Source organism: Halobacterium sp. CBA1132, from assembly GCF_001485535.1.
GTDB lineage: Archaea > Halobacteriota > Halobacteria > Halobacteriales > Halobacteriaceae > Halobacterium.
In genome coordinates, this window is the sequence record NZ_BCMZ01000003.1 from 1 (window position 1) to 21,723 (window position 21,723).

A 21,723-nucleotide genomic window follows, 5' to 3' on the forward strand; every position below is an offset into this window, starting at 1 on the left:
AGACCCTCTCGGTGTACTGCGACGTGCACGCTCGCAGATCGATGCTGCGCTCTTTGCACAGCACTGTCGAACGGACGACGAGTCACCCCGCGGTGATGGGTCGTGTGTCCTCCAGTGGACTCCACGTGATACGCCACCACAACGGCTCGTTCTGGAGCCCAACGGCGACGGCGACAGCTGGACGCGGCGTGAAATCGAGTGGACCGGCGCCGGCTGGCGCACCTGTCGTCGCGACACTATTCATGGTGTTTCGATCAGCGCCCCCGCGGAACCACGCTACCCAAATCCCGTCGATCCCCCAACACTTGATACGCAGCTTGCGTGGATTCGCGGTACCTGGACGAACCCGGACCCAGACGTCCTCGTTTTCGATACAGCCGGGACGACTGAACAGGGAGTCCTCGTGGCTGTCGAGGACGAACTTCGGTACCGCGAGCAGGATAGCCACCAGTGGTACACCGTCACTAACGAGGCGGAGCTCTCCCATCACCTCCAGCAACAGGGCCAGCCGACCGTCCAGCCACTCTCGGAGACGGCACTGACGCGCTACCACTTCACCCCGAGTCCGCTCACCGATGACGACGGATGAGCTCCCGGATGGGTATGCCGACCACCTCTGCTCGCTGACGGAGACAATCGAGGCACTCCGTGGAACGCTCAAAGCCGACCATACGTTGTCGACCGACCAGCGACTGTTCGCCCGACGACTGCTGTACATGGCGAACGAGCCGATTATGGAGGGCGTCCGTCTGCTCCTCGAGCCAGACGAAGATGATGACTCGGCGGATGACCAGCCCGCTGGTTCGACGGTTGCGTACCCGGAGGCAGTCACGCACATCGAACAGCAGCTGTCGTGGCTACTTCGATCACTCCGGGCTGCACAGCCGGCACCCCACCACTACGACGAAGCACCCACTGAGAAGCTCACAACAGCCCTAGAGTACGCGACAGCGCTGCGGGACATCTTTCCAGGGGTCCCGGAGGAAAGTCCGGTGCTCGCCGACCTGGAGGGTGTCAGTCTCGATGAGGTCGACCCGCACGTTGGTGGTCGTGGTGAGAGTGATGGGCGGTGGCTCGAGTACCAACTCCAGCGAGCACTCGAACGCTGGGGATACGGAGCGAGGAGACGCCAACACCTCTTCAGTCTCGAGGTCGACGTCGTCGCCACACGACGGGAGAAACAACAGGAGCCCAGCGACTGGATCGTCGGGCAGTGCAAAGACTGGACGGACGACCCTATTACGCCGGTGGCGTTGTTCCGGCTGTGTACGGTGGCGTTTGCCTGCCGCGCGATGCCAGTGCTCTGCCACACGACTGAACTGACGCCTCGAACGGAGAAACTCGCGCGGGAACTCGAAGTACGAGTACTCACACTCAAAGACCTGGAGCGCGCGGAATTGCCTGCGCCGCAGGTTGCTCGGCCCATATTAGAACTCGATGAATGGCGGCTAGAGTACCGGGCTCGAGATGATCGGGGATCGCTCCCGTTGATGTTCCGCAGCGAGCCCGGCAAACGGTTCAGCTATGTCCCCGGATTTGATCCGGTCGGAGAGGACGCCGACTACGAACCGATCGAGGACGACACCGACGATGATACGCATCCTGCTGCCGGCCATTAGCCCCACAGTCGGAGAGGAATCGTCTCTCTCCGGGTAGAATCAGGATTCTGATCAAGGGGGGCTGCCATGTCCAGAGAATCGCCTCGTTGTCGGCGTATCGGCGTTCGCGGTTGTTTGGGGTCTTCAACAAGTTGTAGTTGATTGCGAACGTTATGGATGCCACTTGGGATTCTCTGCACCGAGACGCGTCCAGAGACCATTCGAGAAAAACAGCTCGCCGAAAACGGTAATGTCGTTTAGTCCCTACAGAGTACTGTAGATGCCAGTCCCCGTCGACGAGCTCATCGACGATGAGCCTTTCCCGGTCACACCGGACACCAGCGAGTACGAAGCCCTCAGTTTTCTCGTCAGGCATCACAACTACGGATTTTCGCCACGCGAAATTGCAGATCGGACTGACATCAACGAGTCCAGCCTAGCGAAGACGATGACTCGCCTCAACGAGAAAGACCTTGTCGAGCGTGCTGACGGAGTCTACTACGTTGACCCAGGTCGGGTTGAGACAATCAAGGCACGTCTCACGTCGGTTGACGCCGCTGTGAGACTCTTCGAGGCGGCACCTGACGACGACGCCTACGCAGAAGACGGCTGGGAAGAACACGTCCCAACTATCGATCCGACGGAGGGTGCCGACCCTAGGGAACGTACGTCTCGTAAATCAGGTGAGGAACGGGCAGACGTTATTCTTGAGGAACTCGAACACACAGAGCAATAACTTCATCCAGCGGTTTACCAGGCTACGATCATCGTCGACAGAGTATCGTGAATGCCGGGACTGCGGATCCCGTATTGCGGAAGACATCGAGGACTGCCCAGAGTGTGGCTCCCAAGAAATCGCCGTTTACAGCTTTGAGTGGATGCTGGAGTTACTGTCGGTATCCGGGTTGGTTCGTTGAACCGGTCGAAGACGCTGGGGTCACTGCTTGCGTGCTTCTTCAGGGTTGTCAATAGCAGCAGTAACTCCGGTATCGTAGCCACACGTTGATTTGGATGGGAGTGAGCACGATACGGTGGTAACCAACGACTTACCCTTTTGGGGATGAACGGAGACATACGATGACGGACTCAGACGATGGCCATCATCGCCACGCGGACGGTGACCAAGACGTCTCGGCCATCCCCTGTGATGCCTGCCGGGCCGCCCTCAAACCGGATGGTGACCAATCGGTTTCGGTTCTTCTCTTGGACCAACTTACGGTTCCGCTGGCAGGCTGTGACGACCACCTCGAGGAATTCACGTCGATCTGTGGGTTAACCACGGAAGATACGGCTGATCTGCTGGAGCATCGCCCTGCCGGGGGTATTCGGTGTCCTGGCTGTCGGGTTGCACCGCAGCCAGTCCAATCGATGATTCCTCTGAGAGATGGAGCGGTTGCAGTGATGGCGTGTGCAGAACACCAAACGGAGATCATGAATCGGTTTCAGGTGGGGCTCGAAACGTACCACGACCTGACCACTGATTTCGGCACCGCCACAACCACACTCCAGTAAGCCATTTTGGTACATAACTAGGACTGGGATCGCCGTTTTCATGTTCGTGAGCCTGTACTTGCTCGTGTCTGGCGGATGGCCCTCGCTGGCGACGGCTTCTGACGAAAATGCGGCGAGTTAACCAACAGCCGAAAGAGGAGAGGCAGTTGTTGGTTAAGCAGTGAGAGTACACCAACGAATCGAACCGGCTGTTGACCATTCGACCTGTTGGGACCCAATTAGTCTGAGACTCTCGCCACTGGAACAGCCGCTAAGTAGGTGTGGGTATTGACAGAGTCACTCCGAAAATGCGGATTCCAAGGGTGTGCGGTCGAGGCCGACAGTGTCGTAATCCTGCTCGGTCGAAAGAACGCGCTCCTCGCCAGTTGTGACGAGTCCGGCATGAAGTGCATCGAATGGTGTGAGTTCGTACTCATCGAGGAACGCTGCGGCCGCCAGAACCGCGTCTTCGTGTTCTTTCGGCACGATTGGAACTAGTTCGAGCAGGTTAGTGATCGCCCGCGGCGCGTCGATCTCATACTCGGCAGTGTCACGGTCGTAGAACAACACCAGCACCTCGGCATATGCGAGTATCGATGTGTGAATGTCATCGCGCTCGTTGAGAGCGCGGATTGCGGCCTCCTGAAGCCAGTCATCATCCTTTAGCAACGCTGTGAGAAAGTCAGTTTCGACGTACACAGGTCACTCCTCACCGGCCTGTGTCCGGGCTTCTGCTTCCTCTCGAACCTCTCGAGAGATTGCCTCACGTGCGTCTGTTTTCAGATCGGCGGCGTCCGTCTCTCCGAACGCATCGCCAACGGCAGCTCGGAGCCCTGCTATCGGGTCCTCGTCGACAGGGAAGAGGGCGACATGACTCGGGAGTTCGACGATACGGTACTGGTTACCAAACCGCTCTCGGACATCTTTTGGGAGGTAAATCCGCCCTCGTTCGTCCGTCGATTTTGACATGGTGTACTAGCTTATTGGACGGGAAGATTCAAAACGTTTCCCGTGATTATAATAACTTTCACGTCTTCTTTCCCGTCTCAACCTGCACCGACCTTTCTTTTTGCCGACTACTTGTCCCGTACTGAGCGATCCGTGAGTCCCCTATATTTAGCAAGCCATTCCGGTCTCCATCAGAGGAGTTCAACAGAGCCGGACAATTTTCAACCGCCCGAATATCGCACACGAGTACCGTCAACCCTTAGTATTACATCTCGTGGACACATAGCCCGCATTGTGCCCTCCAGACGTGAACTGATTGCGGGTGTAGCTGGCATCGTGAGCGTGACCGCTGGCTGTCTCAGTAGCGAGGAAGGTATTGCTCGGTGTTCCAGTCAAGGAGTGGGTAGCGGCTCGCAACACCTCCGTGAGATCGCCCCAATACGTGGTGGTGAACAAATCGCTCTCGGGATACTGGTCTCTGAACAGGCCGTTTCCGATGAACGGTATCACACAGTCAGGATACGAGATAGTGACGACTTCCTCGTTGCTTCGATTCCACTCATGAGTAATCGTGGGATGAGCAGTCTTGATCCCGAAGACTACTCCATATTCGGCTCCAGTAGCGGCGAACTATACGCGGTACCGTTGGGTCAGCCCCCAGTTCATGATGAGTTCACGGCCTCGTTGATTAGTTCGGAGGACGAGCAAATTGCAACCGCGAGTCTCCGGTTTAATTGCTACGCCGAGGACGGAACGCTACCGTAGCTGAGACGGATAGTTCGCAAAGAGGGGGTTCCGTGCTGTATACACCCTCTATATTTCGTACTCGGCCAGTATTGTATTGATACGGTTCTCGTTACAACTACAGCAGTCTCAGACGGTATTAGTTGTAGTGAACCACAGGCGACTACACATAGATGACGTCAACCACTAGCTTCTGATAGTACGACTTGGTGCTGTACTTATCGATTTAGGGCAAACGATGAGTCCGTCCTCAAGTGCAGCTATCTGTGGACGTGATTACTGCGCGAGGTAGCCTCCGTCAACGCCGAGCGCCTCCCGGGTGACAAAGGAGGCATCATCGTCGCACAGCCAGAGAACCGCGCTCGCAACCTCCTCTGGCGTTCCAAGTCGGTTCATCACGTGCCGACTCGCAATCTCCTCGCGAAGTTCAGAGCCTTCCTCCATGCCACCCCCACGGAGGAGCGGCGTATCGATGAAACCCGGACAGACAGCGTTCCCCGCACGCCCGTCTCACCGTTCTCCAGCGCCGCCGTCTTCGTCAATCCGAGAACGCCGTGTTTCGCCGCGACATAGCCCGACGAGGTCTCAAAGCCAACCTGCCCGAGAACCGAGGAGTTGTTGACGACCACACCCCCCGAGTCCTGCTCTTTCATCTGAGAAATCTCTGCCTGCAGACACTTGAAGACGCCAACGAGATTCACGTCAATGACCCCTTCCCATGTCTCCGCGTCGTACTCCTCAACAGTAGCGCTATCGCCGCCGATACCTGCGTTGTTGAACGCGTAGTCGAGGCGGCCGAACTCCTCAACCGCTGCCTCAACCATCGATTGCGTCTCCTCGGAGTCGGTGACGTCTGCCTCGACGAACAGCACGTCACCGCCTGATTTCTCGATGTCGGCAACGGTGGTCTCGCCGCCCTCAACGTCGATATCCGTAACAACCACGTTTGCTCCGTCCGCGGCAAACTTCAGTGCCGTTTCTCGTCCAATACCGGAGCCACCGCCTGTGACAAGTGCGACCGAATTATCAGACACCATACCAAGTAACATGTCGGCTACCGTGAAAAAGAAAGGGCGGTCCTGTACGCCCTATCGTGACAGGTTACTCAAGGAGGCCGAGTTCGGTGAGCCGATCGTGAACGTGGCTCAGTGCTTGCTCGGCATCCTCTGTCTGGGTTCCACCTGTGATGACAAGTTTACCACTACCGAACAGGAGAACAACGACATCTGGGTCGTCAAGCCGGTAGACGAGCCCGGGGAACTGCTCAGGTTCGTACTCGATTTGCTCTAAGCCCAGCCCAATCGCGATTGCGTTCAAGTTCAACGATTGCTCTAGGTTGGCGCTGGAAACGACATTCTGGACGTCAATTGGTGGATTGCTGGCGACGTCGATACCGAGCGCGCGAAGATCCTCGAAGACGATGTTGAGGGCGTTGTGGACATCGTCGATGCTTTGGGCGCCGGTGCAGACGACTTTCCCCGACGCGAAGATGAGCGTGGCTGATTTGGGGGTATCAAGTCGGTAGACGACACCAGGGAAATCGTCGGGATTGTACTCGGCGCCGGAGAGATCAGTTGCGAGTTGGTCGAGTGCCAGTTCTTGGCCAATATCACTGGAGGCAACAACGTTCTCGATTCGAATTGTCTCAGCGAGAGTGCTCATACTGTCTTCTCAACCCACTAGCCACTTAAAAAATGGCGAGAAGACGGACGTGATACACAACTGCAAACTCCGAGTAGTGCTGAGACAATAGCTGTCGCAGACTCCCTCCACAAGAGCAAGCCATACAAAGATCGACGCAGCCTGGTTTCCGGTTTAGAACTCACCGAGTACGCACTTATCAGTAGTTGAGAGTACGGCTTCTTTATTCAGAGCAGCAAGTGAAACAACCCCTACGTACAGGGTACGCAGCGAACGGTCGTTCCTGACCTACGCGGGGCAGACTCTGTCCTCCTCGCTGTCATAGGTAGACGCACTCCTCTTCTTATTCTACGGCCTCTGGTAGACCTGTACATCTACTCAGCGGATGTTTTAGCGACGAAAGAATCGAACTAATTGTTTAGTAGAGCCAGTTCGCTCTCAGTCGCATCAACTGGTCTCGATCTACTCTGTTGAGTAGTGAGAATCGCCTAGACAAACGGTGTCTACAGATCGCGGGGCTGGACGGTCTTTCGATCGTTGGCTTCGGCACGCTCGGCGGCGTCTTCGAGAAGTTCCGCGACTTCCTCGTTGAGCGCGTCGTAGGAGTCCGCAGCGACGTTGTTCTCGGACAGTTCTTCTTTCACGGCCGCTTTGACGATTAGGTCAGCCATTCCATCGCTGGCTTCTCCCACCCGCCGTATAAAGGTTAAACAGTCTCAGGCGGGGCGTCCAAGCAGTGATTGTGGCCGCTGACTACCTGCTCGCTGTCGCGCTCACTCTTCGCCGATGACGTCGGGGAGGCCCCAGTAGAGCTGTGCGATGTCTTCTGCGACGCGCTCGCGGACGTCGAAGCCGCGGCTAGCGACCCTTGTGTCGACGTCGTGATTGCTCTCCGTCACAGCGAGCCGGCGGAGACCATCGTTGAGTACGCCGACGACAACGAAATCAACGTACGCGTATTCGGAGCGAAGCACCACCTGGAGGCGTACCGAGCGCTCCTTGGAAGCATCACTGGCCGCGTAATTCGGCTGACCGATCGTCCCGCTATTGTCGTCCAGGCTGAGGCCGACGAGTAGCCCTGTAAGACGGTGAGTGCGGCCGCTACGGGCGTGTCGTCAGAGGAAAAGATCCGCGAGGGGGAGCCGCGTTTAGTTGTCAGCCGCGATTGTGACTTCTTCCTGCGTGACGACGGTTCGCGAGCCGCCACTGCCAACGGCGGTGACAGTCACCGTTACGGTGTGTTCGTCGCCATCGGTGGTGTCATCGACGAGCTTGGCTGTATCTCCAACTTGTTGAAGCTCGATATTGGTGACATCAGTATTTTCCCCGTCCCAACTAACCTCTGCGGTATCTGACACGGACACGTTCAGGTGGTCCGCGTTGCCTTCGCTAATCCACGTAACGCTGGCATTACCGTCGTTGGTTTGACTGATGTCCGCACCAGCCTGGACGTTCTCGCTCACTGAGTCGCCGAAGCCGAGTACGAAGCTGGCGATGACGGCGGCGAGAATGACGGTGATAGCGACCATAAGTATCACGCCGATAACTGGTGAGACCCCACGGTCATCCATATCTAGGTCGGGAATGTCGAAGCTAATTTTTTTCATGAGTTATGTGTTGCACGAGACCGATGGACATACGAGGTCCCCCCATGTATTGTGGTCTGAGGGTGGTCCCCCTCGTTTTCCACACGGTGCGTGCTTAGCAAGTAGTATCGGACAAGGGTACTTAAGTCACATGGCGATTACATAGACCATAGACCTGTCTGCCCCCAATTCGTCTATGCCCACCACTCCGCTGCCAACACCGGAAGCCTTCGCTCGAACCTACTATACGCCCAGCTACGAGGACCCATTCAACGCAGTCCAAGACTACCAGCGGTATCTCGAACTCGCGAGTAAAAACCCAGACCTCGGGAGTTACGTGCTCGCGTCGCGTCTTGATCTTCCTCGAGGTCGTGTTCGCCCGTGGACCAACGGCGCCCGCCCTGATGTCGTCCGAGGCATACAGACCGCCGAAGCCGCGGGCTGGCTCTCGAACACCGACCCGACACCCGAACGAGAGCGCGCACTTGTCGGACTTGTCGCGTGGGTACTCTCCAGCGGCAGCCTCTCACTCGCCCGTGACGACGGGGCACACCTCTCCTTCGTCCTCGACGATGATCGCCAAGCGGAGTTTGCCGCAATCGCGGCCGACGCGAACCTCAACTACACGCTCGTCCATGAAACGGACACCGAGCGCGCCACGGAAGCTCGCCCCAGCGAGGCGGGGTCTGTACTCGCGCGTGTCCTCCACGCGATGGGCGTCCCCTCCGGGGGAAAGTCCACCAATCGGCCGACTGCGCTCCCCACATTCGTCCGCGATCTCGACGCTGCTGCCAGGGCGGCGTTTGCTCGCGTGTACGTCAGGAATCGTGCCGTTGGATTCACCGACAAGGATACACGCATCATCCAAGAGGAACGCTCGGATTCGTATCTCGAAGACGTAGCCGTCCTGCTTCGGTCTGTCACCGGCGAGGCCGTCACGCGTGGGGAGAACAAGATTACGGTGAGCGCAGCGGCTGCCCGTGAACTACTGGATTCGACCTGAATCCCGGCGACCGGCTACTAGCCCTCGTAGCAGGCTCCAGCCGGTAGCTCCCAAAGCCACCCGATAAACGTCTCACCGTCTTTTTGCGTTCGTTATGTGGATGCTGTCGATTCGGGTTCGTTGCCACGTGGCAGGCCGAACTCGACTTCCAGCCGCACCGTATCGTAGGGGACGTAGGGCTTTTTCGCACGGCCATCCTCCTCGAAATAGATGATTTCGTAGTCGGCCAACAGATGGAGGTCATCGTGGACGTCGTGGACGTCCCGGTTGTGGCAGTCGGCCAGCGCGCGAATACTCTCCGGTGGGTCCTCCATGACGGTTTCGAGCAGTTCCATCCAGTAGTCAGCCTCGTGAATGCGCCTGCAGACTATCACTTACGTGATATTCCTTAGTACGCCATATGCCATGTAGAGAATAGTTAGCGGTATGAGGACAAATAATGCTATTTTGATTGGAGGGACTGCCATAAGGAACCCATAGATCGACACTAAAGCGGTGATAACTGCGGCTGCTAGTATCTCTTTTTTCCCGATTTTTAGATGGTCTGAACTGGCTTGTGACATAGATTAACCTTCAACAGCCCAATACTTATTTCTTTTTGCTAGTTTCAAATTATACATTTTTTATCTATTTTACTTTGAGATATATTTTTATAACACCGATATGATATTGCAATCGTCCTATGAAGGACAACGAAACACACTCACGTCGAAAAGTAATAAAAGGAGTTAGCGGTGCAATTCCGGTTATCGGTCTAATTGGTACCTCTGGACTTGCAAGTGCACAACCCAGTAGCGATCTTAATGAAGACGAACCCGAGGAAGTCTGGGAGTATATCGAGTGGTTCGATGGACTTCCCGAGAAAAAGCAGAAGAAAGAATGGGACAACCTTTCTGACCCGGATAAAAAGGTATACAAGAAGGCACTTTCTCCAGGGAAAATTCTCACTGAGGTAAATGAAAAAACACCACAGGTGTCGATTCAATCAGAGTATGACACTGAGGAGATCACCCACACAGTTACGATTAAGGGTGGACTCAATTTTGTCAAACTTGCTAACTTCAATCATCATGTTGCATGGGACTATAATGGATCAGAAGTCAAGAACGTAAATCACAACGCTACGGCGAAAATCCTCAAAAATAATATTTCATTTTGGAATTATGTTGGTGTTGACCAAAAAAGCGAACAAGATCAAGCTGATTGGACGGACGCCTTTATGTCCGGGAACTTTGAGTTCCGATTTACAAAATATGGCGTCCTTAACAAGGCGACTGCTTACTCAGAAGTTCGTGTGAAGGAGGATGGGAGTTGGTCTCCTGAGCGCGACGAGGTCAGTATTTAGACGATTAGTCAACTCATCTCCTGTCAGAAAGCGAGATAAGAATTGGTACATCTTCGGCATTTTTACTTCCTGTAGTTGGGAGATATAGTGTGGCAGTCCCCCCGCATAATAACGCCGATGAGGTCCCAGTGGAGCTGTGCGATGTCTTCTGTGACGTCGCTGTCCCGATTGATGTTGTACATCGGGCTGCCGCTGACCGTCCGGGTCTGTTCGATGACGCCGAGGGCTTCGAGGTCGTCGATGTGGTCGTAGACGGTGGTGCGGTGGAGGCCGGCGAGGTCAGCGATATCGGTGACGTTCAGGTCGACGTCGCTCTCGCTGAGCAGCGCCGCGATGATTTTGGTCTTGGCCGATTCTCCGAAGAGGTTTGTGAGTGCGTGGCCTTCAGCGTAGGTTTCGGTCTGTGTTTTCGGGGTCATCTTCTCACCCTGGTATTATGCTTGGACACGAGAGTCTGGTTACGCGCTGGCGGAGGCGCCGTCGGTGTCGACCCCGTCAAGAAGGGGGTAGTCGATATGCATTTCGATGCGGTCGAACGGGACGACAGGCCGCATCGCGCCGCTTGGACCACCCGCTTGGAGTGTGAGGATGCCCAGTACTTCCAGTTGCTTCAGGTCCGCGTGGACGTCGGATACGTCGCGGTCAACGAGGCGGGCGGCCTCACGCATACTCTCGGGTGAGTGCTTGGCGATTGCTTGGATGAGTTCCAGGCGGAGTGGTGTGAGGCTGTTGATGAGGTCGTCGTAGCTCCCAAACTGCAGGGTTGCCTTGCCGTCTTGATTATCGAGATTGTCGGCCTCGGCATCCTGGACGAACTGGAGTGCGTCCTCGCGGAGCTGTTCTTGGTCGCCGACGGTGATATGGAGCGTGGTCATGGTTGGGGCGTGTGGGGGTGGGTTGTGGTCTGTTAGTACGGTCGGGGTGGGTCGCCGCCGACGGTGTCCCAGTACTGGTCTGCGCTTGCCCAGAACTCGACGAGCCGATCTTCCATTCCGGGGAATTCGATGTCGTCGACGTCGCCGGCTGCGGTGTGGTGCTCGTGACCTTTGGTGTCCTCGTGGGAGTTGTCGTAGCGGACGAGCGTCAGGTCGTCGAGGGTGCCCAGGTGGAGCGTGTACTTCCAGCCTGAGGGGTACGTTTCGGTGGCGTCGGTCGGCCGGAGGACGACGTTTTCGACGAGGCCGGCTTCGACGTGCGTGTACTGGAAGAGCGGCTCTTGGGCCATTCCGTATGTGTTGGAACAACAGCCAACGCCATAAGTGTTGGGTGGGAAACCAACACCGGGTTGCTCTCCTCCACACGCTACGGTAAGTAACAGATAGGTTCGTTATTCAGCGTAGTAGGTGAAACAGCTGCTACGTGTAGCGAGAAGACTTACGTGGCAGACGCTTGGAATCTAATATATGATGACAGACACGAGAGTTTCTATCGCCCGTGGACTGTCTGTCATGGGTACGGTGGCGTTTCTCGGTGTGTTAGGCTACTATTTGGGCCAGCCGGGCTTCACGTGGACGCGACTGGCGTTGTTCGTGGTTCTCGGCGGACTGGCAGTTGTAGGAACGGCTGGGGTATTCTATCAGCGGGAACTGATTGCGGTCGGCGGGGCCTGCGCCCTGCTCCTGATGGGGTTCTGGCAGGCCGCCCTCTGGATGTACATCTTCCCCGTTGTCGCTATCTTCGTTATTTCGGCTCTCCTCATCGCAACCGACGAGCAACGAAAGACTCCAGTCACGGGATAGAACTGATTGAGTTTCTATCGCTCAACGCGCACTCTATGCTTATTGCATCAATCCTGAGTATTTCATTTAAACGAGACAGTACTGCTCCTATGCGGGCGGGTCAGCGTCGTCACCAAATCCACTTCCATATGATTCGAGGACTTCCGTAACGGTGACCTCGTAGGCATCGTACCACTCTGTCCACCGCCGTTTCGCCTCTTCATGCTCTGAATACGCGCCAAACATCTCAAGCGCGTCTAACGACCTCCAGTAGTACGCGACGAGAACCTCCTCACTCTCCGGAGCATGCCACGTCCGCTTCCCAAGATAGCCCTCCGTATCCTCAGCAGCCGCCTGTATCGCATCATTAAGCTCGTGAAACTCCTCGTCGTACTCCCCCGGGTCAAGACGAAACGTAACGAGATACATCACTACGATGCTCCCCCTCCTGCAAGCAAGATGCTTTCTCTTCGAAAACAAACTTCACTCGGCTACGTCCCAATAACGCGCCAGAAGTAGTGGGGTACGTGCCACCCGTAACGCCTGTTACCTCACCCGGTACGCCGCACTTTTCTACGGCTGCGACCCGAGGGTATCTATCCACTCCCGTATAACTCTGCAAAAAGATTATGTATGTTAACTGAGGGCGAAGTTGTATGCATCCAACGGTAGGTGATACCCTGGAACAGACTGTCAAACGACATCCGGACCGCGACGCCATCGTCTACCCGCGGAAGGATCAGCAATGGACCTACGCAGAGTTCGACGAACGAGTCAATCGGCTCGCGAACGCGCTCGCCGGCCTGGGAGTCGAGAAGGGTGACCGCGTCGCGACAGTGCTGTACAACGGCTCGGAGATGGCGGTGGCCGTGTACGCGTGTGCGAAACTCGGCGCCGTCTTCACGCCACTCAACTACCGACTGTCTGCCGAGGAAGTCCGGTTCGCCGTCGACGACGCTGGAGCCCAGACACTGCTTTTCGAAGCCGAGACGCGCGACGCAGTCGAAGGCGCGAAACCCGACCTATCCACCGTTGAGAACTACGTGTTCATCGACGATGAGACCCCTGACTACGCCAGTAATTTCTACGAATTGGTTGAGCGGGGGAGTCCACACACGCCCGCGACCACCGTAGCGGAAGACGACGCCTACGCGTTCATCTACACGTCTGGGACGACGGGGCAACCGAAAGGCGTCGTCCACGAACACCGGGAGATGGTTGAGCACAATTTGCTCTGCATCGCCGAACTGAACATCACTCGCCACGACGTTGGCCTCACCGTCCTCCCGATGTACCACTGCGCGGAACTCCACGCGATGCTGTTCAGTCGCATCGCCCGTGGTGCGACGAACGTAATCCACCACGAGTTCGACGCACCGAACGCGCTACGAGCCATCGAAAACCACGACGTGAGCCTGCTGTTCGCTGCACCGACCGTGTGGAACGCCCTCGCCCAAGGCGCCAAGGAAATAGACGCAGACACGTCGTCACTACGGGTCGGGCTCTACGGCGCCGCGCCGATGCCAGAACAGGTGCTCAAGGACTGCATGGAACAACTCTGCGAGGACTACGTGCAGGCGTATGGTATGACCGAAATGGGGCCCTGCGCAGTGTTCCAATCACCGGAAGACCAGCTCACCAAACAGGGGTGTGCGGGACTGCCAGCACTTAACCACGAGGTCCGTGTCGTCGAAGCGGACGCCGACCCCACCGAGGAAGTCGACCAGGGAGACATCGGTGAGATTCTCATCGCCGGCCCGACGACGATGCGAGAGTACTGGAACCGGCCCGAGGCCACCGCCCAGTCACTCCGCGAGGCCGACGGCACGGAGTGGTACTACACGGGCGACCTCGGTTACCTTGACGACGACGGCTACCTCTGGGTGGTCGACCGGAAGGACGACATGATTATCTCTGGCGGCGAGAACGTCTACCCGACCGAGGTCGAGGACGTCCTGTTCTCTCACCAGGCAGTGGAGGAAGCGGCCGTTATCGGCGAACCGGACGACGAGTGGGGCGAACGAGTCGTCGCCTACGTCGTCGGCGACGCCACCGCAGACGAACTCGACGACTACCTCCGCACGGGCGACGCGCTCGCTGACTTCAAGCGGCCCCGTGAGTACTATTCCGTCGACGAACTCCCGAAAAATCCGAGCGGAAAGATCCAGAAGTTCAAGCTTCGGAACGACGAGTCGTAGCAACGACTCGCCTGAGTCTTCTCGTCTACACCCTATCGACCGACGAAATCGGGGTCGTCGTCACCGTAGAACGCAGCGTGGCCGCTGGCGTAATCCTCCGTCCGGGTCACCTTCGCAATCGCGTCAGTCTCGGCGGCCAACTGTTCCTCGAGTCGGCGGTCGAACCCCTCGGTTACGAGTCGCTTCACGCGACCGAACGCCGCTGTAGGGCCGTCAGCGAGTCGAGACGCCATCTCGGTCAGCCGCTCGTCGAAGTCGTCCACGGCGACGACTTCGGTGCCGATGCCGAGTTCCACCGCTCGCTCGGCCTCGATCGGTTCGTCGAGTAGCACAATCTCCTTCGCACGCCGGAGGCCGACTAGCCGCGGCAGGAAGTACGTCGAACCGCCGTCACCAGTGAGCCCCACGCGTGGATAGGCGAATTCGAACCGCGCTGCGTCGCTAACAATCACGATGTCACCAGCGAGAGCGAGTCCGAACCCCGCGCCGGCGGCGCTCCCGTCGACGCCGACTACTACCGGCTTCTCGGCTCGGTGAAGGCGGAGAATCGTCTCGTGGAGCGTCGACGCAAGCTGCCGAATGATGGGTTCGTCCTGCGGGCTACCGTCGAATCGGCTGAGGTCGGCACCGGCACAGAAGGCGTCACCTGCACCCCGGAGAACGATGCAGCGAACTCCATCGTCGTTGATGAGTTCTGTCACCACTTCGCGGAGTTCCTCGTTCATCGCGGGCGTCAGTGAATTCAAGTGTTCTGGTCGAGCGAGCGTCACGGTGGTCGTGTTTCCGTTGCTTTCGACTCGGATGTTGTCGTAGGTCGTCTCGGACATGGTTCGTCCTCCGACACGAGGCAGTCGCCGCCCATATATTCCGCCGTTAGACCGAAGCTGTCTCAGAATCGAATAGCCTCGTGACGCGTTCGAGGGAACGCGAACCTGTAGACCTTCCCAAACGTAAAGCACGGGTACTGCGAACCCGCTCTCAATGCAGGACGCGTACGTAGTTGACGCGGTGCGGACGCCGCTCGGGAAGCGTAACGGGTCGTTCCGCGATACCCACCCGCAGGACCTCGCTGCGAAGCCGCTGCGCGAACTCGAAGCGCGCAACGGCTTCGACGGGAGCGAAACCGTTGAGGACGTCATCTATGGGTGCGTGACGCCGGTCGGCGAACAGGGCAGCAATATCGGGCGAATCGCGCCGATGGTTGCGGGCTGGGGTGACAGCGTGCCGGGCGTCCAGCTCAATCGGATGTGCGGATCCGGCCAGCAGGCCGCGAACTTCGCGGCCGGCCAAATCCGCGGCGGGATGCACGACGTGCTCGTGGCCGGCGGCGTCGAGCACATGACGCGGGTGCCGATGGCAAGTGACACGGCCTCCCCGGAGCACAGCTACGCCGATCCCGAAAACGTCACTGAGACGTACTTCGAGTACTTCGATGAACTAACCACTCAGGGCGAGGGCGCCGAGCGCATCGCCGACCAGTGGGGGTTCGACCGCGCCGACGTGGACGAGATTGCGGTCGACTCCCAGACGCGGTGGGGCGAGGCCGCCGAGGCCGGAAAGTACGACGACCAGGTCGTCTCCGTCGAGACAACGGTCGGCGGGGAGCCGGTGACCATCGAGCGCGACGAGCACCCGCGCCCGGAGACTGACGCCGAGACGCTGCGCGACCTGCCCCTTGTGTTCCGCGAGGAGGGCGAGGGCGTCGTCCACGCGGGCAACGCGTCGGGCATCGTCGACGGCGCGTCGGCGCTTCTGGTCGCGTCGGAGTCTGCCTGCGAGACGCGTGGCTGGGATCCGATGGTCCGCATCGTCGATACGCACGTCGTCGGCGTGGACCCGAAGACGATGCTGACCGGGCCGATTCCGGCGACTCGCGAGATTCTCGATGACAACGACCTGTCCGTCGGGGACATCGACCGCTTCGAAGTGAATGAGGCGTTCGCGTCCGTCGTCCTCGCGTGGCTGGCCGAGACCGGCGCCGACTGGGAGCGGACGAACGTCTGGGGCGGCGCCATCGCGCACGGCCACCCGCTCGGGGCGACCGGCAGCGTGCTGCTGGGGAAGCTCGCTGCCCAACTGGAAGACTGTCGCGGCCGGTACGGGCTTTGCACGATGTGTATCGGCTTCGGGCAGGGAATTGCCACGCTCGTCGAGCGCGTCTGAGTCGGAGTGGTGGGACCGCTGCCGGGAGGAGGTGGACGTCTCGGTCGAGGCAGTCGGCGAGCACGCGAATACTCTCCGGTGGGTCCTCCATGACGGTTTCGAGCAGTTCCATGCGGCGATCAGACAACAACTGGCGGATTTGCGTGCGGATGTCAACAACCGCGTTTCAGCGAAGACGACCCTGCGTCAACCTCGAAGCGCCTCAACAGGCGAATCATTAGCTGCTTTCCACGCGGGGTAGAGACCACTGAGTACACTCGCGCCAATAGCGAACGCGAATCCATAGATGAGATATCGAGAGCTTTCCCACGCCAACACACTCATCGCGTCGCCAGTGAGCACACTAAACAGAAGAAAGCCAACACCCAGGGAACCGAGTGCACCGACGAGCCCGCCAAGTACACCGAGGAATGCCGCTTCGGTGAGAATCATTCGGAGAACCTCGCCGCGTCGGATGCCAACCGCCCGAAGCACCCCAATCTCACCACGCCGTTCAACCGTACTCATTAACATCACATTCAGAATCGCGACGCTCGCGACGAACAACGAAATTGACCCAATCCCAAGAAGAGCTAACTCAAGAGTATTCATGAATGAGTTAATCCCATCTTGAATCTCGGCGTTTGTCCGAATACTCAGGGTTTCTTCCTCGTTTCGTCCGTACGTGTTGAAATGGGCGTCAAGCCGGTCACCGATTGTCGTTGCTGCGTCACCACCTGCAGCAACAACTGTGACTGCATCATAGTTGTCCTGATCGGACAGCGCTGACAACGGTAACACGAGCTGTCCGCCACCGAACCCAAAGCTGTTCTGGGATTCAATTAGGCCCCGAATTCGATAGAGCTGACCATCGTATTCAACTGGATCGCCAAGTCCAAGTCCCAGTTCTTGGGCAGTACTGTTCGAGAGCAAGGCGCCAGTCCGCAACCGAACTGGGGCCTCTCCAGAAGACACGTCATACAGCTCGTTTGCCTCTGTCACTCCCGTCACGCTCACCCGGACGTCCTCCCCTCTCGAAGAAACATCGGTGTCATTTGTTTTCTGTTCGACGACCGCAGCATCGGTCACAAGGCCTTCAATCTCGTCAAGCTGTTCCTGCGTGACGCCGTCCTCGGGACTGTCATCGCCTGCCGTAATCGTCACCTCGTTCCCGATATCACCCAATTGCGAGGTTGCCTGTTGATTGATTGCGACACCAGCCATGCCTAGCGACGCGATTGATACTACACCGATGACGATACCGAGTGCTGCGAGGGCCGTCCGAACCCGGTTTCGGCCAAGATTGCGCCACGCCATCAGGGCGCTCGGAAACCGTGACAGCAGACTCATGACTGAATCACTCCATCAACGATACGAACAACTCGGTCTGCATACTGCTCTAGTTGCTCGTCGTGTGTGATCGCAACGATGGCGATATTTTCCTCGTCCTTGAGTCGCGTCATCTCGTCAAGAATCGTCCGGCCTGTCTCTTGGTCAAGGTTTCCAGTTGGCTCGTCAGCAAGTAGAATATCTGGCTGGTTGATGAGCGAGCGAGCAATTGCAACCCGTTGTTGCTGGCCGCCGGAAAGTTGCTTCGGCGTATGCTTGAGCCGATCACCAAGGCTAACCCGTTTCAACAACTCAACGGCGCGATCATGGCGGTCAACAGTAGTATCCCACATCGATGGGAGTTCGACGTTCTCGACAGCGGTGAGCATCGGCAGCAGGTGGAACGATTGAAAGACGAAGCCCAGTTCTGCTCGTCGTTCTTCGGTGCGTTCGTCCTCAGTAAAGTCAGTCACATCTCGTCCATCGAGAAACACGGACCCATCCGTCGGTGAATCTAGTAAGCCGATCAGGTTGAGCATCGTGCTTTTTCCGGATCCAGATGGACCGACGACAGTAACCATCTCCCCGCGATCGGCGTGGAAGTTAACGCCTTTCAGGGCTTCAACTGTTTCAGCACCACTCTCATAGCGCTTGACGACATCCTCCAGTTGAATGACACTCATTGGAAACGCCAGCGGTAGACAACTGCTGCCAGCCCGACGAGAATGAGCGCACCCGCCACGAGAATCGTTACTGGGGGGCCACCTGACGTATTGTTTTGTGAGGGCCGTGGGCGGTCAGCATTTCGATCGCTCCCTACGGTTTCGGTCACATCGACAGGAACGACCTCCGAGAATTGTTCGCCATCAACGGAATAGTTGACTTGCACTGGGAGTCTGTCCACAGTTGATTCAGCAGTAATTGTTAATTCGAACGTCGCGAACTCGCTAGTTTCGATGGAGCCGACGAAGTAGCCCCCGTTTGAAGACAATCCCTCAGTAGGGGCAACATCAACGAGTACGGAGTTTGCATCGCCACTACCGAGATTCGATGCATCACCGCTTATCGTATACGTCGTTCCCTGGGCGGTGGTTTCTATCCCGGTTAGTGCCATATTAGCGGCTCTTTGTGGATTATATTGCAGAGTTGTAGCTGTCGATCGGGACTGCTGTTCGTCGGTCAGCAGATACTGTGCCCGAACCGTGACTTTTCCAGCGGAGATATCATCACCCTCGAAAGTAACGGTCTGTGCCTGGCTACCCGAGATGTTTGAGATAGGTGCACGATTGACAATTTCGCCATCAGTACGCACCTGAACTTCTCCGGATTCTACCTTCACAGTTCCATACTGTGTGACTGTTGCTGCAATTCCCGTGGATCCGTTCACGGATTGGGCGGTAGCTGTGATTCCGACATCAGTCGCGCGCTCTTTAACCGTGATATAGACTGATTTCTGCACGACGAAAACACTGCCATCCGGGTTTGTGCCGCGAGCTGTGACCACAATCTGGTGGGTTCCGGGGTCTTGGAAGGTGTTCGAAAGAGGGACTTCAATCGAATCACCAGCGCCGAGTCGCCCGAGGTTATCTGCCGTATTGAGTATCGCCCGGCTGCGAATGCTTACTTCTGTTAATTTTGCATTCCCGCCCGCCGTTTCGGAGTTAGTAATTGTGGGCGTAATAATTATTTCTGAATCAGTAGTCGGCTCGTTCGCGGACACTGAGATATTCCCGATTGTAACTGATGCGTCCGCGTTCGGTGTTGATTGGGCGGCTGTAATCGGAGCAATAGCCGAAACTGAGAGCAGTATAAGGGCCGTAACGAGAACCGGTATTCGCGGGATCGTCTTTGTCATAACTCTCCCGTACGCAGGTCGACATATCTCCGTGAGTGCAAATCTAACATACTCTCTTCAAACAGTTGAACACTGAAAGGCATTATCCAATATCGCTCGGCGGTGTTCAGATAAGGATTGAAAGGTGAGGCGGTGCGGTTTTCAGGTGTCTATGTCAGAAAACGCCCGCCTCGGCGGTTGTTTAGACGAGATTGACTTAGAGTTTGTTGAACGAGAAGCGACACCGAGATTGCTGATGAAGCTCAGTATTCAGCTGCATCTTGCTGGACTATCGCTTTCAAATACTATCTCTATACTTGAGATATTCGGTGTCGAACGGGCACGGTCCACCGTTCACAACTGGGTACACAAGGCCGATCTACAGCCCGATTCTGGTCGAAGTCCGGATCACGTTGCGGTTGACGAAACCGTGATCCGACTGAACGACGAGCAGTATTGGCTGTACGCTGCCGTCGATTCCGAAACGAACGAATTGCCCCATACAACGCTTGAACCGACAACAACGAAGGTTCTTGCTCACTCGTTTTCGTAGCGGACGTTCTCGATATCCTCTGCCAACTCCTCTGTATTCACTTCGCGATAGCTTTCGTGGGTCGTCTCGATGGACTGGTGGCGTAGCACCTCTTGGGCAGCCGACGGCGTCTCCCGGTAGAGGGCGTCTCCGAGGGCCCGCCGGCCACCATGCGGCTTCAAGTATCCGCCGTCGACGTCGATATCAGCAGCATCGCACAGTCGTTTGAGGACGGTGCGCGCGCCCTCGGTCGTGAGGGATGGCGCCGCGATCTCCTCGTTGCGCAACACCACATCGACGTCTTGCTTGTCCAGCAGCGCCTCGACCGCGTCGGGGTCCCGGCCGCGCTCGTCGATGAGTTCGCTGCGAACAGCGCGATACTTCGTGGCGGCGTCGGCGGTCGGGATGACCGGCCACGCCTCAGGCGACTCGACGAGTTGGTGATGGCGTTCGAGCTTCGCGATAGTCGGGCCGGGCATTGACACGAGTTCCCTGTTGCCGGACTTCCCGAGAACTTCCAGCACGCCGGCGTCCAGATCGACGTCCGTCCAGCGGACGCCGTTGCGGCGGTCGTCCCGGCTCACGCTGAGGATTTCGGCGCCGCGAACGCCTGTATCCGCGAGTAAGTACACGAGCGTGCGTTCCCGGAAGGCTTTCTCAGCATCGGCGTCCTCGTGTTCGAGGGCGTCGTGGGCGCGGTCGTCGACGAACGAGAGAAGCTGGTCGCGAGCGTCGTCGTCCCAGTATTGTCTATCAGCGTTGCCGTTGTCGTTGGGGAGTTCTTCTTCGACGCTGGCGGCCTCCATCGGGTTCGATGTGAGGCGTCTGTCGCGGACCCACCAGCCGAAGGTGGCGCGGGCAATCCCGTAGTAGGTATGCGCTGAGGACGCCGACAGCCCGCTCTCAGCGCCGTCTCTGAGGTACTGTGTCCAGCGTCGGCAGTCCGTGACGGTGACGTCTTCGAGCGCGTCGACGTCGCGTTCGTCCTCGAGGAAGTTCGCGAAGTTCCGGATGACCGTCTCGGTATTCTGTCGATATCGGGGTGTGAGCGCGTTGAGGCGGGCTTGGAGTGCGGTTTCGAGGCCATCAACCCTAGGGATGGCGTCGTCGTCAGGCATCGAAATCACGCCTCCAGCCGTCGAACCGTTCGGAATCGTGGAAACAGAAGGACGTCCATTGGGCGGGATGGCCACCGCCAGCAGCGCGGCGAAGCTTCGCGAGCAGATGGAAGGAGGTGGCGTCGATCTCTTCGCCACAGCCGGCGCACTCGACTTCCGTCTCGCCGCTAGTGACGGCGCGTTTGGCGATGGCGCCGAAGCGGAGGTGTTCCCCGGGGTCAGCGGGTTTCTGAGGGACGTCCATGGTTCGTGCTTCGGTGAGGGCGGCCACCCACTTAGTTTTGGTTTGTCTTACTGGCATAAGACAAACCAAATACTCAAGGGAGAAAACGCGCTCCCCACGCCCTGAAAACCTCGAAACCTCGGGAATAACCCAACTTTAAACTATATGTCAATATACGAAACGCCGGGGCAATCTACAGCTGAATTTCCGCTCGGTGCCGGGTAACTCTTCCTGCAGGTCGCGATTCAGTTGCGAGAACCGGGTCCGAAATCC

The 21,723-nt window shown here is 57.5% G+C and carries 27 protein-coding genes and 2 pseudogenes; 10 read left to right on the plus strand and 19 right to left on the minus strand.

The features are described from left to right. The 3 genes from AVZ66_RS16765 to AVZ66_RS14925 all read left to right on the plus strand — a co-directional run. Positions 1–589 (plus strand): hypothetical protein (locus AVZ66_RS16765; RefSeq protein ID WP_058985048.1); only part of this gene is annotated, 589 nt, incomplete at its 5' end. Further along, positions 576–1,619 (plus strand): hypothetical protein, encoded by a 1,044-nt coding sequence (locus tag AVZ66_RS15900; protein WP_082678909.1) that lies wholly within the window; start codon positions 576–578, stop codon positions 1,617–1,619. The genes AVZ66_RS16765 and AVZ66_RS15900, both read left to right, overlap by 14 nt. A gap of 259 nt (positions 1,620–1,878) precedes the next feature. Next, a complete protein-coding gene (locus tag AVZ66_RS14925; protein WP_058984967.1) occupies positions 1,879–2,334 on the plus strand; it encodes a helix-turn-helix domain-containing protein in 456 nt (151 codons plus the stop codon). 1,052 nt (positions 2,335–3,386) lie between these two features. Here AVZ66_RS14925 and AVZ66_RS14935 read toward each other — a convergent pair. The 6 genes and pseudogenes from AVZ66_RS14935 to AVZ66_RS16950 form a co-directional block, all read right to left on the minus strand. Next, positions 3,387–3,788 (minus strand): PIN domain-containing protein, encoded by a 402-nt coding sequence (locus AVZ66_RS14935; RefSeq protein ID WP_058984969.1) that lies wholly within the window; start codon positions 3,786–3,788, stop codon positions 3,387–3,389. Between the two features lie 3 nt (positions 3,789–3,791). Further along, complete coding sequence (locus AVZ66_RS14940) at positions 3,792–4,058, minus strand: hypothetical protein (protein WP_058984970.1); 267 nt, start codon at positions 4,056–4,058, stop codon at positions 3,792–3,794. Between the two features lie 999 nt (positions 4,059–5,057). Continuing rightward, positions 5,058–5,818, minus strand: a pseudogene (locus tag AVZ66_RS14945) (SDR family NAD(P)-dependent oxidoreductase). A 64-nt stretch (positions 5,819–5,882) separates the two neighbouring features. Next, on the minus strand, positions 5,883–6,443 hold the full coding sequence (locus tag AVZ66_RS14950) for a TATA-box-binding protein (protein ID WP_058984971.1): 561 nt from the start codon (positions 6,441–6,443) through the stop codon (positions 5,883–5,885). Between the two features lie 482 nt (positions 6,444–6,925). Further along, positions 6,926–7,093: a DNA-binding protein gene (locus AVZ66_RS14955; protein WP_058984972.1), complete on the minus strand. Its 168-nt coding sequence runs from the start codon at positions 7,091–7,093 to the stop codon at positions 6,926–6,928. Between the two features lie 102 nt (positions 7,094–7,195). Further along, positions 7,196–7,396: a hypothetical protein gene (locus tag AVZ66_RS16950; RefSeq protein ID WP_231727216.1), complete on the minus strand. Its 201-nt coding sequence runs from the start codon at positions 7,394–7,396 to the stop codon at positions 7,196–7,198. Here AVZ66_RS16950 and AVZ66_RS17195 point away from each other — a divergent pair. Beyond that, positions 7,304–7,498 carry a universal stress protein gene (locus AVZ66_RS17195; RefSeq protein WP_394326160.1) on the plus strand — a complete coding sequence of 65 codons (195 nt, stop codon included), beginning with the start codon at positions 7,304–7,306 and terminating at the stop codon, positions 7,496–7,498. The genes AVZ66_RS16950 and AVZ66_RS17195 overlap by 93 nt on opposite strands. 72 nt (positions 7,499–7,570) lie before the next feature. On the opposite strand, the gene AVZ66_RS14965 is transcribed toward AVZ66_RS17195, so the two are convergent. Then, on the minus strand, positions 7,571–8,029 hold the full coding sequence (locus AVZ66_RS14965; RefSeq protein WP_058984974.1) for a type IV pilin: 459 nt from the start codon (positions 8,027–8,029) through the stop codon (positions 7,571–7,573). A 175-nt stretch (positions 8,030–8,204) separates the two neighbouring features. On the opposite strand from AVZ66_RS14965, the gene AVZ66_RS14970 reads away from it, so the two are divergent. Continuing rightward, the gene (locus tag AVZ66_RS14970) at positions 8,205–9,011 is read left to right on the plus strand and encodes a hypothetical protein (protein ID WP_058984975.1); all 807 of its coding nucleotides are present in this window, start codon (positions 8,205–8,207) and stop codon (positions 9,009–9,011) included. A gap of 92 nt (positions 9,012–9,103) precedes the next feature. Here AVZ66_RS14970 and AVZ66_RS14975 read toward each other — a convergent pair whose 3' ends face one another. Both AVZ66_RS14975 and AVZ66_RS16420 read right to left on the minus strand, forming a co-directional pair. Beyond that, on the minus strand, positions 9,104–9,385 hold the full coding sequence (locus AVZ66_RS14975) for a hypothetical protein (protein WP_197407825.1): 282 nt from the start codon (positions 9,383–9,385) through the stop codon (positions 9,104–9,106). Next, on the minus strand, positions 9,386–9,574 hold the full coding sequence (locus tag AVZ66_RS16420) for a hypothetical protein (RefSeq protein ID WP_157575722.1): 189 nt from the start codon (positions 9,572–9,574) through the stop codon (positions 9,386–9,388). Positions 9,575–9,693: 119 nt separating this feature from the next. Between AVZ66_RS16420 and AVZ66_RS16425 the strand changes: the two genes are divergently transcribed. After that, entirely contained in the window at positions 9,694–10,356 is a 663-nt protein-coding gene (locus AVZ66_RS16425) for a hypothetical protein (protein WP_157575724.1), read from the plus strand. A gap of 62 nt (positions 10,357–10,418) precedes the next feature. Here AVZ66_RS16425 and AVZ66_RS14980 read toward each other — a convergent pair whose 3' ends face one another. Genes AVZ66_RS14980 through AVZ66_RS14990 form a run of 3 tightly spaced genes read right to left on the minus strand, consistent with a single transcriptional unit; the run spans position 10,419 to position 11,581 of the window. Beyond that, the gene (locus AVZ66_RS14980; protein ID WP_058984976.1) at positions 10,419–10,775 is read right to left on the minus strand and encodes a winged helix-turn-helix domain-containing protein; all 357 of its coding nucleotides are present in this window, start codon (positions 10,773–10,775) and stop codon (positions 10,419–10,421) included. A gap of 39 nt (positions 10,776–10,814) precedes the next feature. After that, positions 10,815–11,231, minus strand: coding sequence for a hypothetical protein (locus AVZ66_RS14985; RefSeq protein WP_058984977.1), 417 nt, complete (start codon positions 11,229–11,231; stop codon positions 10,815–10,817). A 32-nt stretch (positions 11,232–11,263) separates the two neighbouring features. Then, positions 11,264–11,581, minus strand: a complete 318-nt coding sequence (locus AVZ66_RS14990; RefSeq protein ID WP_058984978.1) for a DUF6516 family protein — start codon at positions 11,579–11,581, stop codon at positions 11,264–11,266. Positions 11,582–11,759: 178 nt separating this feature from the next. Here AVZ66_RS14990 and AVZ66_RS14995 point away from each other — a divergent pair, with 178 nt between their 5' ends. Then, positions 11,760–12,095: a hypothetical protein gene (locus AVZ66_RS14995; protein ID WP_157575726.1), complete on the plus strand. Its 336-nt coding sequence runs from the start codon at positions 11,760–11,762 to the stop codon at positions 12,093–12,095. An 87-nt stretch (positions 12,096–12,182) separates the two neighbouring features. Here AVZ66_RS14995 and AVZ66_RS15000 read toward each other — a convergent pair whose 3' ends face one another. Next, positions 12,183–12,503 (minus strand): antibiotic biosynthesis monooxygenase, encoded by a 321-nt coding sequence (locus tag AVZ66_RS15000; protein WP_058984980.1) that lies wholly within the window; start codon positions 12,501–12,503, stop codon positions 12,183–12,185. 227 nt (positions 12,504–12,730) lie between these two features. Here AVZ66_RS15000 and AVZ66_RS15005 point away from each other — a divergent pair, with 227 nt between their 5' ends. Further along, positions 12,731–14,272 (plus strand): long-chain-fatty-acid--CoA ligase, encoded by a 1,542-nt coding sequence (locus tag AVZ66_RS15005; protein ID WP_058984981.1) that lies wholly within the window; start codon positions 12,731–12,733, stop codon positions 14,270–14,272. A 32-nt stretch (positions 14,273–14,304) separates the two neighbouring features. Here AVZ66_RS15005 and AVZ66_RS15010 read toward each other — a convergent pair whose 3' ends face one another. Further along, positions 14,305–15,099 (minus strand): enoyl-CoA hydratase/isomerase family protein, encoded by a 795-nt coding sequence (locus tag AVZ66_RS15010; RefSeq protein WP_058984982.1) that lies wholly within the window; start codon positions 15,097–15,099, stop codon positions 14,305–14,307. Between the two features lie 154 nt (positions 15,100–15,253). Between AVZ66_RS15010 and AVZ66_RS15015 the strand changes: the two genes are divergently transcribed. Continuing rightward, positions 15,254–16,435: a thiolase family protein gene (locus AVZ66_RS15015; protein WP_058984983.1), complete on the plus strand. Its 1,182-nt coding sequence runs from the start codon at positions 15,254–15,256 to the stop codon at positions 16,433–16,435. Between the two features lie 186 nt (positions 16,436–16,621). Here AVZ66_RS15015 and AVZ66_RS15020 read toward each other — a convergent pair whose 3' ends face one another. The 3 genes from AVZ66_RS15020 to AVZ66_RS15915 are packed head-to-tail and all read right to left on the minus strand — an operon-like array spanning position 16,622 to position 19,598. Continuing rightward, positions 16,622–17,764: an ABC transporter permease gene (locus AVZ66_RS15020; RefSeq protein WP_058984984.1), complete on the minus strand. Its 1,143-nt coding sequence runs from the start codon at positions 17,762–17,764 to the stop codon at positions 16,622–16,624. Continuing rightward, positions 17,761–18,426, minus strand: a complete 666-nt coding sequence (locus AVZ66_RS15025; RefSeq protein WP_058984985.1) for an ABC transporter ATP-binding protein — start codon at positions 18,424–18,426, stop codon at positions 17,761–17,763. The genes AVZ66_RS15020 and AVZ66_RS15025 overlap by 4 nt, the downstream gene beginning before the upstream one ends. Further along, the gene (locus AVZ66_RS15915) at positions 18,423–19,598 is read right to left on the minus strand and encodes a hypothetical protein (RefSeq protein WP_082678912.1); all 1,176 of its coding nucleotides are present in this window, start codon (positions 19,596–19,598) and stop codon (positions 18,423–18,425) included. The genes AVZ66_RS15025 and AVZ66_RS15915 overlap by 4 nt, the downstream gene beginning before the upstream one ends. Before the next feature lie 151 nt (positions 19,599–19,749). Here AVZ66_RS15915 and AVZ66_RS15920 point away from each other — a divergent pair. After that, positions 19,750–20,124 (plus strand): annotated as a pseudogene (locus AVZ66_RS15920) (IS6 family transposase); the annotation flags it as partial. Here the strand turns inward: AVZ66_RS15920 and AVZ66_RS15030 are convergent. Together AVZ66_RS15030 and AVZ66_RS15035 are read right to left on the minus strand one after the other, a co-directional pair. Further along, positions 20,115–21,227, minus strand: a complete 1,113-nt coding sequence (locus AVZ66_RS15030) for a tyrosine-type recombinase/integrase (protein ID WP_058984986.1) — start codon at positions 21,225–21,227, stop codon at positions 20,115–20,117. The pseudogene AVZ66_RS15920 and the gene AVZ66_RS15030 sit on opposite strands and share 10 nt — an antisense overlap. After that, on the minus strand, positions 21,220–21,498 hold the full coding sequence (locus AVZ66_RS15035) for a hypothetical protein (RefSeq protein WP_157575728.1): 279 nt from the start codon (positions 21,496–21,498) through the stop codon (positions 21,220–21,222). The genes AVZ66_RS15030 and AVZ66_RS15035 overlap by 8 nt, the downstream gene beginning before the upstream one ends. Positions 21,499–21,723 lie beyond the last annotated feature (225 nt).